Source organism: Malikia sp., assembly GCF_028687635.1.
Taxonomy (GTDB): Bacteria; Pseudomonadota; Gammaproteobacteria; order Burkholderiales; family Burkholderiaceae_C; genus Malikia.
In genome coordinates this window covers 1-14,742 of the sequence record NZ_JAQTZS010000006.1, presented here as the reverse complement: position 1 = coordinate 14,742, position 14,742 = coordinate 1, and the positions used below count along the sequence as shown (strand labels likewise).

Annotated in this window: 16 protein-coding genes; 6 read left to right on the top strand and 10 right to left on the bottom strand. The window is 67.4% G+C overall.

Features of this window, described 5'->3' with window-relative positions:
* Nucleotides 1-18 precede the first annotated feature (18 nt).
* Nucleotides 19-681: a DsbA family oxidoreductase gene (locus PHR85_RS05795; RefSeq protein ID WP_300051652.1), complete on the top strand. Its 663-nt coding sequence runs from the start codon at nt 19-21 to the stop codon at nt 679-681.
* Nucleotides 682-686: 5 nt separating this feature from the next.
* On the top strand, nt 687-950 hold the full coding sequence (locus tag PHR85_RS05790) for a DUF167 domain-containing protein (RefSeq protein WP_300051649.1): 264 nt from the start codon (nt 687-689) through the stop codon (nt 948-950).
* Here the strand turns inward: PHR85_RS05790 and PHR85_RS05785 are convergent.
* From PHR85_RS05785 to PHR85_RS05755, 7 genes are all read right to left on the bottom strand, one after another.
* The gene (locus tag PHR85_RS05785; RefSeq protein WP_300051646.1) at nt 943-1,209 is read right to left on the bottom strand and encodes a hypothetical protein; all 267 of its coding nucleotides are present in this window, start codon (nt 1,207-1,209) and stop codon (nt 943-945) included. The two genes, PHR85_RS05790 and PHR85_RS05785, sit on opposite strands and share 8 nt — an antisense overlap.
* 331 nt (nt 1,210-1,540) lie before the next feature.
* Nucleotides 1,541-2,146 (bottom strand): glutathione transferase GstA, encoded by a 606-nt coding sequence (gene gstA / locus PHR85_RS05780; RefSeq protein WP_300051643.1) that lies wholly within the window; start codon nt 2,144-2,146, stop codon nt 1,541-1,543.
* 7 nt (nt 2,147-2,153) lie between these two features.
* Nucleotides 2,154-2,378 (bottom strand): exodeoxyribonuclease VII small subunit, encoded by a 225-nt coding sequence (xseB, locus tag PHR85_RS05775; RefSeq protein WP_300051640.1) that lies wholly within the window; start codon nt 2,376-2,378, stop codon nt 2,154-2,156.
* Nucleotides 2,379-2,400: 22 nt separating this feature from the next.
* Nucleotides 2,401-4,077, bottom strand: coding sequence for an exodeoxyribonuclease VII large subunit (gene xseA, locus PHR85_RS05770; protein ID WP_300051637.1), 1,677 nt, complete (start codon nt 4,075-4,077; stop codon nt 2,401-2,403).
* Between the two features lie 44 nt (nt 4,078-4,121).
* The gene (locus PHR85_RS05765) at nt 4,122-5,138 is read right to left on the bottom strand and encodes a TIM44-like domain-containing protein (RefSeq protein WP_300051634.1); all 1,017 of its coding nucleotides are present in this window, start codon (nt 5,136-5,138) and stop codon (nt 4,122-4,124) included.
* A 133-nt stretch (nt 5,139-5,271) separates the two neighbouring features.
* A complete protein-coding gene (locus PHR85_RS05760) occupies nt 5,272-5,496 on the bottom strand; it encodes a DUF3820 family protein (protein WP_300051983.1) in 225 nt (74 codons plus the stop codon).
* Between the two features lie 53 nt (nt 5,497-5,549).
* Nucleotides 5,550-6,425 (bottom strand): plasmid replication/partition related protein, encoded by an 876-nt coding sequence (locus tag PHR85_RS05755; RefSeq protein WP_300051631.1) that lies wholly within the window; start codon nt 6,423-6,425, stop codon nt 5,550-5,552.
* Between the two features lie 658 nt (nt 6,426-7,083).
* Between PHR85_RS05755 and PHR85_RS05750 the strand changes: the two genes are divergently transcribed.
* On the top strand, nt 7,084-8,013 hold the full coding sequence (locus PHR85_RS05750; RefSeq protein WP_300051628.1) for a SufD family Fe-S cluster assembly protein: 930 nt from the start codon (nt 7,084-7,086) through the stop codon (nt 8,011-8,013).
* Nucleotides 8,014-8,095: 82 nt separating this feature from the next.
* Here the strand turns inward: PHR85_RS05750 and PHR85_RS05745 are convergent, their stop codons facing one another.
* On the bottom strand, nt 8,096-9,439 hold the full coding sequence (locus PHR85_RS05745; RefSeq protein WP_300051625.1) for a dicarboxylate/amino acid:cation symporter: 1,344 nt from the start codon (nt 9,437-9,439) through the stop codon (nt 8,096-8,098).
* Nucleotides 9,440-9,531: 92 nt separating this feature from the next.
* Nucleotides 9,532-10,599, bottom strand: a complete 1,068-nt coding sequence (locus tag PHR85_RS05740; RefSeq protein WP_300051622.1) for a DctP family TRAP transporter solute-binding subunit — start codon at nt 10,597-10,599, stop codon at nt 9,532-9,534.
* 29 nt (nt 10,600-10,628) lie between these two features.
* Here PHR85_RS05740 and PHR85_RS05735 point away from each other — a divergent pair, with 29 nt between their 5' ends.
* Genes PHR85_RS05735 through PHR85_RS05725 form a run of 3 tightly spaced genes read left to right on the top strand, consistent with a single transcriptional unit; the run spans nt 10,629 to nt 14,049 of the window.
* Entirely contained in the window at nt 10,629-12,278 is a 1,650-nt protein-coding gene (locus PHR85_RS05735) for a sensor histidine kinase (RefSeq protein WP_300051619.1), read from the top strand.
* A 41-nt stretch (nt 12,279-12,319) separates the two neighbouring features.
* Entirely contained in the window at nt 12,320-13,414 is a 1,095-nt protein-coding gene (locus PHR85_RS05730) for a transposase (protein WP_300051617.1), read from the top strand.
* A complete protein-coding gene (locus PHR85_RS05725) occupies nt 13,306-14,049 on the top strand; it encodes a response regulator transcription factor (protein ID WP_367278706.1) in 744 nt (247 codons plus the stop codon). The genes PHR85_RS05730 and PHR85_RS05725 overlap by 109 nt, the downstream gene beginning before the upstream one ends.
* Nucleotides 14,050-14,070: 21 nt before the next feature.
* On the opposite strand, the gene PHR85_RS05720 is transcribed toward PHR85_RS05725, so the two are convergent.
* A complete protein-coding gene (locus PHR85_RS05720) occupies nt 14,071-14,517 on the bottom strand; it encodes a hypothetical protein (RefSeq protein ID WP_300051614.1) in 447 nt (148 codons plus the stop codon).
* Nucleotides 14,518-14,742 lie beyond the last annotated feature (225 nt).

Below are 14,742 nucleotides of genomic sequence, written 5' to 3'. Positions count from 1 at the left end.
TCGGGTGAAAATCCAGGAATGAGCCAACTCCTGAAAATCGATTTCATCTCCGACATCTCCTGTCCCTGGTGCGCCATCGGGCTGGCCGCCTTGCAGCAGGCTCTTGAGCGCCTGCCGGCGGCAGTGCCGGTCAGCCTGCGCCTGCAGCCCTTCGAGCTCGCGCCCGAACTGCCGCCCGGCGGTCAGGACCTGGGCGAGATGCTGACGCGGAAATACGGCTCGACGCCCGAGCAGCAGGCCGCCATGCAAGCGACGATCCGCCAGCGCGGCGCCGAGGTCGGCTTCGAGTTCGCGCCCGAGGGGCGCGACCGCATCTACCTGACCCTGAACGCACACCGGCTGCTGCACTGGGCCGGCACCGAGCACCCCGAGCGCCAGCTCGCGCTCAAGCAGGCCCTGCTGCTGGCCTGCCACCGCGACTGCCTGCCGATGGACGCCGACGATGTGCTGCTCAACGCCACCGAAGCCGCCGGACTGGACCGCGAGCGCGCGATGGAGATCCTGGCGGGCGACGAGTTCACCCAGGAAGTGCGCAAGCTTGAAACCTTCTACCGTCAAGCGGGCGTGAATTCAGTGCCCACCATGGTGGTCAACGACCGCTACGTGATCACGGGCAGCCGGCCGGTCGAGCAGCTCGAACAGGCGCTGACCCATATCGCCGCCACCGCACCGGACGCCTGAAGCGCATGGCCCGCATCGTCCTCTATTGCCAGCCCGGCGCCAAGCAGACCCAGCTGGCCGGCCTGTTCGACGGCAAGCCCAAGATCCAGCTCAAGGCGCCGCCGGTCGACGGCGAGGCCAACAAGGCGCTGATCGCCTTCCTGTCAAAACTCTGCGGTGTGCCGAAGTCGGCTATCCACATCGAGATGGGGACCAGCGGCCGGACCAAGCGGGTCGAGGTGGACGGTCTGGACGACGCGGCGCTCAGGGCGGCGCTGGGCGCTAGTTGAGCAGCATCCGGGAGCGGGATGGCTCTTGTTCCGACTCGCCCTCGCTCTCGATCTCGGCCAGGTGCAGCGACTCGCACAGGTCGCGGCACTCGCCGGCCATGCGCGAGCACAGTTCGAGGAAATAGGCCTGCAACTCGGCCTCCTGCTGGCGGAAATGTCCGACGCCCTCGCCGCCGACCATGGTCAGCACGGATTCGAGCTGGGCCAGCTTGCTGCTGAGACGCTCGAAGCGGTTACGCGATCCCGATTGCTTGTCCATCCGGTGCCACTCCCAGATTGATGCCCTTTCCTCAAGGGCGAGTTCGTGATTCTAGCGTTTGCCCAACGGGATGAAAAATCCGTTCGGCGGAAAAAAAGAAACCCGGCACATGGCCGGGTCAAAAGGCTCTGCCTTTCCCCCCTCACCTAAAGCTGTTTTTCAAGGCAAAACCAGCAGTCGAATCAGAAATTAATGTCTAACCCGAATGCGTTCAGGTTATCAGATATGAACAGGATGTGAAGAGGGAATTTATCCCGGTCGATGTCACAAAATCCGGCCATCTTCCTCCCTGGCCGGATTGTCTGTTTTTTAAGCAGTCGCGAAATCCCCGTCAGGCCAGGCCTTCGGCCTTGAGGGCGGCTTGCACGGCGGGACGGGCGGCCACGCGCGCCTGGTAGGCCACCAGCACGGGCCAGGCACCGAGGTCGAGTTGGATGAACTTGGCCCAGCCCAGCACGGTGAACAGGTAGGCATCGGCGACCGAGAAGTCGCTGCCGAGCAGGTAGTCCTGGCCTTCGAGCTGTCGCGCGGTGTAGGCCAGGCGGCGCTCCAGGTTGGCGCGCGCGATGTCCTTCCACTCCTGCGGCGCCTTCGGGTTGAAGAAGGGGCTGAAGGACTTGTGCAGTTCGGTGCCGATGAAGGTCAGCCAGGACTGCAGCTGGTAGCGCGCGACGCTGCCATTGGCCGGTGCGAGCCGCTTCTCGGGCACGAGGTCGGCCAGGTACTGCACGATCGCCGGGCCTTCGGTCAGCAGTTCACCGCCGTCGAGCTGCAGCGCCGGCACATAGCCCTTGGGGTTGATGGCCAGGAAATCCTGGCCGGAAGCGGTGGTCTTGCGCGCCAGGTCGACCACTTCGGTCTCGTAGGGCAGGCCCAGCTCTTCGAGCACGATATGCGGAGACAGCGAGCAGGCGCCGGGCTTGAGGAACAGTTTCATGGGAATGTCAACTTTCTGTTGCGGGGTTGAGGGAAATCTCGGCTCCGCCGCCCAAGGCCTTTTCGAGCGCCTGCTCGACCGCGTCGATGCGCTCTTGGCAGACCTTGTAGGCGCCGACCGACTCGGTCACGATGGCGAGCAGGTCATCGATATTGGGCTCATCCTGCTCGCGCAGGGTCTGGGCGTGGCGTTGCAGCACGCCATAGGCATCCCGAAAGGTCTTGGCTTTCATGGCGGGGTTCTCTATCGAATAGTCAATCGGCAGGGGTGGCGGCAGGCCGCGCGAGCTGCGCGTCCACCCGGCCGTCGTGGAACTGGATCTGCAGCGCCTGGCCTGGCTTGAGCTCGGCGGCGCGCTGCAGGGTATGGCCGGCGGCGTCGCGCACGATGGCGAAGCCACGCGCGAGCGTCTTTTCCGGGCCCTGGCCGGCGATCTCGCGCATCAGCGCGCGCGAGTCCTGGCGCGCCTGACGCAGCGCCTGGCGGCTGCCGCCTGCCACCTCCTGCAGCGACCGCGCGGCGGACTCGCCGGCCAGCCGCACGGCGACGTCGGCGCGCTCGCCGATCTGGTGCAGGCGCAATTGCGACTGCTCGCGGGCCGCACGCAGCAGCCGCCGGGCCTGGGCCTGGACCTCGGACCAGGCGGCCGGCACGCGGTGACGCGCCGCGTCGAGCTGGCGCCAGGCCAGCGCGCGGACCAGGGACTCGGCCTGCTGCGCCTCGATGCGGGCCTGGGCGATGCAGCGCTGGCAGAGCCGGGCAATGGTCTCGAAATGGGCGCGCGCCTCGGCGGCGCGGCGCACGATCTGCTGCTCGATCCCGGCCACGACCTTGGACGGGGTATCGAAGCGCTGCTGCGCGACTTCGTCGAGCAGGGTGTTGTCGCGCTCGTGGCCAATGCCGGTCAGCACTGGCCGCTCAAGCTCGCAGATGGTGCGCGCGAGCTCGTAGTCGTTGAGCCAGGCCAGGTCGTTGACCGCGCCGCCGCCGCGGATGATCACCACCGCATCGGGCCGCTTGGCGGCAACAAGACCTTGCAAGGCGAGCAGCAGGATCGAGCGGATCTCGGCAGCGGCGCCCTCGCCCTGGAAGCGACTGTAGGCGTAGTCGAAGCGGCAGACGCCGTGCTGCTGCAAGCGGCTGGCTTCGGCCTGGAAGTCGCCCAGGCCTGCGCCGCCTTCGGGCGCGATCACGAGCACGCGCTGATAGTCCCAGGGTGGATCGAGCCGCTGTTGCCGCGTGTAGAGGCCCTCGCGCTGCAGCCGCTCGCGGATCTCGCGCTGGCGCGCCTCCAGGTCGCCCAGGGTGTAACCGGAGTCGATCGCGTCAATTTCAAGGCTGAAGCCGTACTGTGGCTTGAAGTTCGGTCGCGCGCGTACCAGCAGCTTGATGCCCGGACCGAGGGTGGCGCCAGTCGCGCGCTCGAATTCGGGCAGGATGCGGCTTGCGGTGGAGGCCCAGACCATGGCATTGGCCTTGGCCAGCGGCTGGCCCGAGGCGTCGCGCTCGGACAGTTCGAGATAGACATGGCCGTTGCGCAGCCGCGCGTCGACCACCTCGACCAGGGTCCAGACCCCGGCGGGAAAGGCCTGGGTCACCACCTGGGCAACGCCCGCGAGGAGTTGCGACAGACTGAGGGCGGGCTGACTCGCCGGACTCGCGTAGGCTGGTGCGGGCTCGGACGCTGACAGCGAGCGGCCAAGCGAAGTGAGGTGATGGTCTGGAACAAGGGCAGATGCTGGCGCCAGAGGAGCAGGCGGCAGCTCGGAACCAGCCGTGCCGGCAAGATCAGCCGGCAACCAGGCGGCAAAGGGAGCCAGCTCGCGGCCTGGGGGCACATACCACTGGCGCTGGGCCGGGTCCCAGCGCGCGCCCAGCGCCTTGGCGCTGTCCTTGTCGCGAAACGGTACGTTGAGGTAGGTGGCGGACATGGGTGTATTTTGACCCATGCCCCCGCCACCTACCGGCACTGGGCTTACTGCGCCTGCTGGATGCCGGACAGCAGCCAGCCGCCCGAGTCGGTGCGCGCCTTGGTCAGGTGCCAGACTTCGTCGAAGGCTTCGGGTGCGGCGAACTTGTCCTCGCGGATCTGGCCAGTGAAGCGCACGCTGACGACGTAGCGCGTGGCTTCCTCGACCACCTCAAGCACCTCGGCGGCGATGGTGACCACCTCGGTATGCTGCTGGGCATTGCCGCGCTCCAGGACGTCCATCTTGAGCTCGGCGAACATCTCGGACGTGGTGACCTCGCGCAGTTCGTCGAGGTTGCCGGCGTCGTTGGCGGCCTGCAGGCGGATGAAGTTGACCTTGGCGTTGCGCACGAAAGCGTCGACGTCGAAGCCGGCCGGGATGACCGGAGCGGCCACCGGAGCAGCAGCCAGGCCGGAGCCAATGGCGGAAGTCGGCGCCGGGCTGGCACCGAGGGTCGAGCCGAACAGCGAGGAGCCGGTCGAAGCGCCAGCCGGCGAACTGACCGGCGGCAGCGAGACATCGAAACCACGCGGCGCTTGCGCATCGGTCTGGGCGCTGCGGAACATGCCGCCTGCACCGGCGCCGGCGCCAGCAGCCGCCATGGCGGGATTGCGCGCCGCGACACGGCGACGCATGATGAAGCCGATCACCGCGACCGCGAGCATGACCAGCAGGCCGATCATCATCATCGAGGCCAGCTCATCGCCGAAGCCGAAATGCGAGGCCAGCGCGGCCAGGCCGATGCCCGCGGCGATGCCCGCCAGCGGGCCCATCCAGGAGCGCTTGGACTGGGCGGCAGCCGCGGCGGGGGCTGCCGCCATGGCGCCGGGCGCCGCTGCGGTGGCGGCCATCGGCGCGGTTGGCGCCTGCGCCGGAGTAGCGCCCGGCGTCTTGCCGACCGTCATCTCGCGCTGCATGCCGGCGGACTTGCCGCCGCCCAGGCGTCTGGCGGCATCGGCATCACCGACACCCAAGGTCAGGCCCAGGGCCAGCACGGCCGCGAGCAGGGACATCGTTTTCATGGTTTTCTCCTTTGAGAAAGGTTGTTCACAACAGACAGGATAGCGGTTTTATCCTCAAGAAAAAGAAGATAGCTACTGATCCACCATCAGTATTTTCCTGAAAGATGACAGACTATCCGAAAATACGCCGGGATCAGGTCCGGCGCACGCGAGCGCGCAGGGGCCGCAGCAGCTCGCGCAGGCCGTTGTGGTCGATGGTCTGCATCAGCGCGAGCAGGCGACCCAGATCGCCGGACGGAAAGCCCTCGCGCGCGAACCAGTTCAGGTAGGGGCCCGGCAGGTCGGCAATCAGGCGGCCCTGGTACTTGCCGTAGGGCATCTCGACCGTCAGCAGGCGTTCGAGCTGGGTCGGGTCCAGTGGGTCCATGGCTTGGCGGGCTGGCAAGGTCGCGGGCGGATCGAATGGGGGTCTCAGCCGACCAGTTGCGACAAGAGGTTGGCGACCTGCTTGCGCAGTGCCTCGTTCTCGGCGGTGAGCTCGGCCACGCGCTTGTTTAACGCCTGCAGTTCGCCAGCCAGGTCGGCCGATGCGGCAACCTCTGCCGAAGCAGCGCCCTCGCCTGCTTCGCCATCCCGGACCGCCGCCGCGCGCGGCTTGCGCTTGGCCTCGCGCACGCGCTTGGCGGCCTGCTTGAGTTCCTCCTTGCCGGCGACGGCCGCGGCTTTCTGCTCCTCGGGCGGCAGGGTGGCGACGGCGGCGGCGGCATTGATCGAGATCGAGCCCGACTTGAGCGCGGCCACCAGCTCGGGCTCGGCCTGCTGGTGGATCTTTTCGATCATCGCGATCTGGCTGCTGCTGAGGCGGGCGGCGCGCGCGAGGTCCTCGCGGCTCTTGAGCGGCTGGGGCGTGGGATAACTGGATTCGCCCTCCCAGGGCAGGTCGTCGGCCGCTCCGGCCTGCTGCTCGGATGCCACTGCTTCGGCCGCGCCATCCTGCGCCGAGGCCTCGAGGAAGCGGGCCCGGCGCGCGGCGACGATCTCGCGCTGGCGCAGCGCGAGCACCCCGCGCTGGAAGTCCGACACGCTGCGCCGGCCCAGGTGCTGGTCGATCATCCAGAGGTGCACATCCTCGATGTCCTTGAACAGCTTGCTCTGCACGGTCTGGAACGGCAGGCCATGCTGGCGGCAGATCTGGTAGCGGTTGTGGCCGTCGATCAGCAGCTCGCCCCACAGGACCAGCGCATCGCGACAGCCCTCGGCCAGCAGGCTGCGCTCGAGCGCCTGGTACTCCTCGGGCGTGAGGGGGTCGATATAGGCCTTGAGTTCCTCGTTGACGACGATGTCCATGCTGCGGGTCCGTTTGCGATGAGAGGGGCCGGATTGTAGTGGCGCGAAGGTCCGTCAGCACTCAAAATGCGGCGATGTCCCGCTTGAGAGCGGGTCTGTGACTGAGGGAGGATTTATGGAACAGACAGCTCAGGCCGGCGACACTGCGGCACTTCCTGGCACCGACATCGACGCGAGGGAGACACAAGTGACCAGTTCACGAGCGCAAGCCCCGTCGTTCACGGCGGGGTCTAGCGAGACTCCCTCTGCTAGAATTTCTGCCGTTGCCACGACGGTTCCGAATTCTTCTTTTGCCATCAGGCAGCCGGAGCCCAGCACATGAATTTCCGGTAATTCGCCATCCCGCATGGGAGTCCAAAAGGTAGGCGCTTTGCTGAATGAGTCGGCTCAAGCCGATGCGGCTGGACATGGCCGTCTCGCGGGAGGAATCACCGCCATTGATGGCGGCGAGGATGTCAAAGCCTGCCCCTGCACGAGCGTGCCAGGCTGGGCCTGACGCTGGCCTGGCAGGAGCCGGCGCGCTTCGAGGGCCTGAAGGTGGCGGACTACCTGGAGCTGGGCCGGCGCCATGCCCAAGGTAGCGCATTAGCCGACATCGCCAGCTGCCTGCGCAACTACCGCGGCCGCGCCTGCCGCCGCTGCGACGGGGAGATCTGCCATGGCTGAACTGCGTCCCATCATCCGGCTGTTCGAGCGCGCCGGCCGCAAGCCACCCGCGATTCCCGACGAGGCGCACCTGGTCGCCTACGGCCACGAGATCGCAAGCCTCAAGTCGCAGCCCGGGCTGCGCCTTGAGGCTGGTGGCGACAGCGACCATCTGAGCGTCGAGATCGTGGTCGAGCGCGGGGTACAGCTGGAGCGGCCGGTGCATCTGTGCATGGGGCTGTTCGAGCGCCACGGCATCCAGCGCGTCAGGCTGAGCCTGACGCTGGAGCCGGGCGCGCAAGCCACGCTCTGGTCGCATTGCCTGTTCGACACACCGCTGTCGGCACGGCACGAGATGGACGGCGAGATCCGAATCATGGAGAGCGCGACGCTGCGCTATCAGGAGGCGCATTTCCACGGCAGCTCGGGCGACATCCTGGTCGCGCCACGCGCGCGCATCAAACTCGAAGCCGGAGCGCGGCTGCACTCCGACTTCAGCCTGCTGCAGGGCCGGGTCGGCCGGCTCGAGGTCAACTACCTGGTCGATGTCGGTGAGGCGGCAGTGGCCGAACTGCTCAGCCGGGTCTACGGCTACGGCAAGGACGCGATCGTGCTGCGCGAGCGACTGCTGCTGTCGGGCGCGGGCGCGCGCGGACTGCTCAAGACCCGGGTCGCCGTGCGCGACGACGCCAGCGCGAGCGTGCTCGGTGCGATGGAGGGGCTCGCGGCGGGGGCGCGCGGTCATGTCGACTGCATGGAGGTGGTGCGCGACCGCGCCGTCGCCGACGCGGTGCCCGAGGTCAGGGTCACGCATCCGCAGGCCAAGGTCACGCACGAGGCCGCGATTGGCAGCGTGGACGCCCGTCAGCTCGAAACGCTGATGGCGCGCGGGCTCACGCCCGACGAGGCGGTCGACCTGATCGTGCGCGGCATGCTGGCCTGAACCCTGCAGCGACACCGGGGCCATGAAAAGAAAAAGGGCGTACCGCCAAGGTACGCCCCGTTCAAGTCCGGTCAGGCCGGAATCAGGCCTTGCGGGTCACGGCCATGTGCGCGACCTGCTGGTCGAGGATGAGCTCGGGCTCCTGCGCCTCGGCCAGGGACGGATGGTCCAGACCCTGATGCAGGCGCTGCATGTCGAGGTCGCCGGTCCACTTGGCCACCACCAGGGTCGCGACGCCGTTGCCGACCAGGTTGGTCAGGGCGCGGGCCTCGGACATGAAGCGGTCGATGCCCAGGATCAGCGCCAGGCCGGCAACCGGCACGCCGCCAACCGCCGACAGCGTGGCCGCCAGCACGATGAAGCCGCTGCCGGTGATGCCGGCTGCGCCCTTGGAGGTCAGCAGCAGCACGGCCAGCAGGGTCAGCTGCTGCGTCAGGTCCATCGGGGTGTCGGTGGCCTGGGCGATGAACACGGCCGCCATGGTCAGGTAGATCGAGGTACCGTCGAGGTTGAACGAGTAGCCGGTCGGGATCACGAGGCCGACCACCGACTTGCGCGCGCCCAGGTTCTCGAGCTTTTCCATCATGCGCGGCAGCACCGACTCGGACGACGAGGTGCCCAGCACGATCAGCAGCTCTTCCTTGATGTAGCGCACGAACTTGAACATGCTGAAGCCATGCAGGCGGCTGACGATGCCGAGCACGACAAAGACGAACACCAGGCAGGTCAGGTAGAAGGCGCCCATCAGCTTACCGAGCGAGAACAGCGAACCCACGCCGTACTTGCCGATCGTGAACGCCATGGCGCCGAAAGCACCGATCGGAGCCACCTTCATGATGATGCCGACGATGTCGAACAGCACATGCGAGAACTTCTCGATGAAGTCGAACACCATGGTGCCGCGACCGCCGAACTTGTGCAGCGCAAAGCCGAACAGCACCGAGAACAGCAGCACCTGCAGGATCTCGCCCTTGGCGAAGGCGTCGACCACCGAGCTCGGGATCACGTTGAGCAGGAAATCGACCGTGCCCTGCATCTTGCCGGGCGCGGTATAGGCCGCGATGCCCTTGGTGTCGAGCGTGGACGGGTCGACATGCATGCCCGAGCCAGGCTGCAGCAGATTGACCACGACCAGGCCGATGACCAGCGCCAGGGTGGACATGATCTCGAAGTACAGCAGCGCCAGGCCGCCGGTCTTGCCGACCTTCTTCATGTCCTCCATGCCGGCGATGCCGACCACGACGGTACAGAAGATGATCGGAGCGATGATCATCTTGATGAGCTTGATGAAGCCATCACCGAGCGGCTTCATCTGGGCGCCGAGTTCCGGCTGGAAATGGCCCAGCAGCACGCCGACGGTCACGGCGAACAGGACCTGGATGTAGAGGGACTTGTAAAGGGGCTTGCGCCCGGTGGTCGATGACATGGCAACGGCCTCGGTTAAGGGTTGGGGAAAGGCGCAACGATACGCAGCCCGCCCGCGGACGCCAACTGTGGCATTCAACAGTCGGGTTTACCCTAGTCCCCGGCGGCAGTCGTCGGCGCGATCGCGCCGCGCACTTCGGCCAGCAGCCCGGCGCCGACCCGGCGCTCGAATCCGAGCTGGACCGCCTGTGCCGTGCGCTGCAGTTCGGCGCGCTGGGCCGGGCTCAATTCATGGACGCGCAGGCGCGGCAGGCGACGCACCTGCTCCAGTGCCTGGCGGTCGAGCTCGGCCGAGAGCCGGTTGCCGAACTCGATCGCCTCGGTCAGCGCCTGACGCAGCAGCGCCTGGTCGGCAGCACTCAGGCTGTCCCAGAAACGCGGATGACTGACCACGGCATAGCCGAGGTAGCCGTGCCGGGTCAGCGTCAGGTCGGTCTGCGCGCCGTCCAGGCCCTGGGTCAGAAAGTTGGAGAGCGGGTTCTCGGCACCGTCAACCACGCCGCTGGCCAGCGCGCTGCGCGTCTCGCCAAAGGGCAGCACCACCGGCTCGGCACCGAGCGCTCGCATCTGGGCGACCAGCACGCGCGAAGCCTGGACGCGCAGCCGCAAGCCCTTGAAGTCAGCCAGTGCGCGCAGCGGCCGGTTCGCGCTCATCTGCTTGAAGCCGCTGTCCATGAAGCCCAGGCCGACCATCTGCTGGCGTGCCAGCCGATCGAGCAGGCGGCGTCCGACAGGCCCCTGCGTCACGCGCCGGACCTGGGCCAGGTCGTCGAACAGGAAAGGCAGGTCGAAGACCTCGAACTCGGGCAGGCCGGCCTGGCCGAACTTGGACAGCGAAGGCGCCAGCAGCTCGACCGCACCGAGCTTGAGCGCCTCGAACTCGTCCTCGTCGCCGTAGAGTTCCGAGTCGGGGTAGACCTCGACCCGGATCCGGCCCGCGCTGCGCTGCGCCACGAGTTGCCGGAAATGCAGCGCCATCCGGCCCTTGGGCGTGTCGGGTGTCACCACGTGCGAGAAGCGCACCAGCAGCTCGGGCCTGGCGGAACGCACCGGCCGCGCGGGCGCCAACCCGGACAGACCCGCGAACGTCACGAGCAGGCCGTGCAGCAGCGGGCGCCGGCGCAGCGGTCGGGCATGATTGGGGCGGACGCGGTTGGGCATGTCCGCTATGCTAAGCGCATCCACCGACCATGAAGCCCAAACCTGACCTAGACCTACTCGACCTGGACGTCCGCCAGGCTTGGGCATCGAGCCGACGCGCCTTGTTCTGGCTGGCGGGTCTGTTCATCGCGCTGGTGACCGCATCGATCCTGCTGCTGGCGCTGTTCCTGCGCGATGTCGAGGCGCAGGAACAGGAGCGCCGCCGCGCCACCGATGCGCAATGGCTGGAGCAGACCCTGCGCTTTCACTTCACCCAGCTCGAGCGCGATCTGGCGCAGCTGGACCGCGCTGCGCCGCCAGGCGGCACTCGCCGCGAAACACCCCGGCGCGCCGGACTGCTGTCGCGCGGCGAGGGCGTGATCGTCTGGCAAGGCTGGCTGACGCCGGAGCAGATCGCCAGCCCCGGACACTGGCCGGACGCCATGATGGCAACCGAGCGGCAAGCCGAGGCCGGCGGCATGCTGGCGGTGATGCTCGACACCGGTCGTGGCCTGCGGCGCGCGGCCTACGCCGGGCCCCTGCCCGCCAGCGACCCGGCACACGGACTCCTGCTCTGGCTGGCCGTACCCCGCTTCGAGCGGGACCGCTTCGTCGGCAGCCAGGTCGCGGCGATCCGGCTCGACCGCGCGCTGGAACAAATCGTGCCGGCCTGGTTCCTGGCGGAACACGCGCTGCTGACCCTCGACGACGAAGGACTGGCACCCGCTGCGGCGAGCGCATCGGGCTACCCGGTCGCCGTGCAACTGCCTGGCACCCAGTGGAAACTGGCGGTCGAACTGCTACAGGCGCAGCCCGCGACGGCGCCGCGCGCCTTCTTCGGCATCGCGTTGGTCAGCCTGTCCGCGATGCTGGTGGCACTCTATTTTCTCTGGCGTGGCTGGCTGCGCCGGCAGCGCCTCGAGCGGCTGGCGACACGCCAGCAACAACAGCTCGAAGCCTCGGGCCGGCTGGTCGCGGTCGGCGAAGTCGCATCCACGCTGGCTCACGAACTCAACCAGCCGCTGGGCGCGCTGAGCAGCTTCACCAGCGGCTTGCTCAACCGAGTGCGCCAAGGCAGCATCGAGCTGCCCGAAATCATCACGGTGCTCGAGCGCATCGAACGCATGGCCGAGAAGGCCGGCCGCGTGATCCAGCGCGTCAATGCCTTCGCGCGCCGCCAGGAAATGAGCCGCCAGCCGCTGGCGCTCGCCCCCTTCGTGCGCCGCGTCACGCAGCACCTGCCCCTGCCCGACGGCCTGGCGTTGCAGCTGCAACTGCCCGAAACCGATCCCGTGGTCTGGGCCGATGCGCTGCTGCTGGAGCATGCGCTGCGCAACCTGGTCCTGAACGCGAGCGAATGGGCCGAACCGGGGTCCGGCAGCCCGGCCACGGTGCGCATCAGCCTGGCGCAGCAAACAGGGATGGCCGGCATCCGGGTCGAGGACAACGGGCCCGGCATCCCCGAGACGCAGCGCACCGGCATCTTCGACGCCTTCCGCAGTGGCAAGCCCGGCGGCATGGGCATGGGCCTGTCGATCTGCCGCTCCATCGTCGAGGCGCATCACGGCCGCATCGAGGTCGGCGACAGCCAGGCGCTGCACGGGGCACAATTCACCCTGTGGCTGCCCCTGACCAAATCTGAACGGCAAACCTCGGGGCTCAGTCCGAGGTTCGAGCGATCAGGCCGGCACGGCCTGTAGTTCGCCGCGCGGTCACATGCTCTATGATATTCGCCGTGAACATGACCAAGACCCTTCGTATTCAGTTGCGCCTGAAGGACAAGCACGCCTGCGTGCTGCGTCAGATGGCGCGCGAGGTCAATCAGGTCTGGAACCACATCAACGAAGTCTCCGCCCGGGCCGCTCGCCCTTTCTCGGGCCAGCCGCGCTACCTCTCGGGCTACGACCTGCAAAAGCTCACGGCCGGCTTCAGCCAGTGCGACGGCATCGCCATCGGCAGTGGCACCGTGCAGGTGGTCTGCGCGGAATACGCCACCCGGCGCAGGCCGTTCAAACGCTCACGCCTGAACTGGCGCGTCTCGAATCCGAAATCATCCAAGTATTCGCTGGGCTGGATTCCGTTCAAGATCGGTCACGCCCGCTACAAGGCCGGCCAGATCCAGTTCGCCGGCCAGCATTTCAGCCTCTGGGACAGCCACGGCCTGGCGGACCACGAACTCCGCAGCGGTTCGTTCAGCGAGGACAGTCGGGGCCGCTGGTACTTGAACGTCGCCGTCGAGATCCCGGAACTCGTCGGCCCCCGGCTCCCCACCCCGACCTCCGTCATCGGCATCGACATCGACCTGGGGCTCAAGGACTGCGCCACCACGTCGGCCGGACAAAAGCTCGAAGGCCGCTGGTACCGGGCGCATGAGCAAAAGCTGGCGACCGCCCAGCGTGCACGCAAGAAACGGCGCAAGGCCCTCCACGCCCAGATCAGAAACCAGCGCCAGGACGCGCTGCACCAGTTCAGCACCGCCCTGGTGAAAGAGCACGCCGCCATCTTCGTGGGCGACGTGGCCAGCGCCAAGCTGGTCAAGACCCAGATGGCCAAGTCCACGCTGGATGCGGGCTGGGCCATGTTCAAGACGATGTTGGAGTACAAGAGCCGTCAGGCCGGTGTCGTCTTCGAGGTAGTGAACGAAGCATATTCCACCCAGACTTGCTCGTGCTGCGGGGCCATTCCCGCCAGCAGTCCGAAAGGTAGAGCCGGTCTTGGAATAAGGGAATGGGCTTGCAGTGCCTGCGCCACGGTCCACGACCGGGACGTGAACGCGGCCAGGAACATTCTCGCGGCCGGGCATGGCCGTCTCGCAGGAGGAATCCCCGTCCTTTAGGGCGGGGAGGATGTCAAAACCTGAACCCGACTGTACATATCGTCGACGACGACGAGGATTTCCGCGACGGCCTGGCCTGGCTGCTGGACTCGCGCGGCCTGCCCACGCGCTGCTGGAGCGGCGGTGACGCCTTCCTGCAGGCACTGCGCGCGGCCAGCGAGCCCTGGACCTGCTGCGTCTTGCTGCTCGACATCCGGATGGAGCCGCTGTCGGGCCTGGCGACCTTCGCACAGCTCAAGACCATGGGCTGGCCCTGGCCGGTGCTGTTCCTGACCGGGCATGGCGACGTCGGCATGGCGGTGGCAGCGGTCAAGCAGGGCGCCTGGGACTTCCTCGAAAAGCCGTTCCAGAACAACCTGCTGGTGGATCGGGTCGAGGAGGCACGCCGCGCCGCGCTGGATCTGCAGGCTGGCTCGCGCGAACGGCTCGAGTTCCGCAAGGCGCTCGCGGGACTGAGCGTGCGCGAGCGCGAGGTGCTCGACGAGCTGCTCGCGGGGCACTACAACAAGAACATCGCCGACCACCTCGGCATCACCCCGCGCACGGTCGAATTCCACCGCGCCAACATCTTTGACAAGCTGCGAGTCCAGTCGGCAGTCGAGCTGGCGCACCGCATGGGTCTTTATGGCCGCTGAACCGGACCAGGAATCCTGCGCTCAACGAGTCACGTCCACCAGCTGCCACCCGGAGGGACAGGACTGGACTTGCGGGTGGTACTGGCCAAGGGCGGGGCAGTAATAGGCGATCCCCCCCGGGGCCGACTCCAGCATCTGGGGCGATGCGGCGTAGGTCAGGCCAGCCGGCGCGACATGCATCGGCTGCGCGGCTTGCCACTGGGGCTGCGCATAGACCACGACCGGCTCGACCGGAGGCGGCGGCGCCTGAACGAAGACGGGGGCAGGCCCGCGAGCCGCAGCGCTGATGGCGGCGCCAGCGATGCCCAGCACGATCAGTGGCGCGATCCAGCCCCCACCCTGCACGCGCACCGGCCTGTGGTGAGTGAATCCGTGGCGGGATTGGCCGCGCCAGCCGTCAGCCTGCGCCTGACCGGAGACCGCCGCGACGAGCAGCACCGCCACGAGAACCTTGCGTTTGAAGTTCATCGAATGCACTTGAATATTGGTGTCTTATTGTGCGCCGAGCCATGCGCCGCGCGGAATCCTGGGCTGTAACAGCAGGGCGATTGCGCTATGTAGCCCGGGAATGATCTGAGACTGGGCTATTGAGCTGGCCGGGTGGATACTGAAGGCATGCTTGCCAATCCCCAGACCTACTTCGCCGAGTTGCCCGACCCCAGGCGGCAGACCCGCAACAAGCTGCACAAGCTC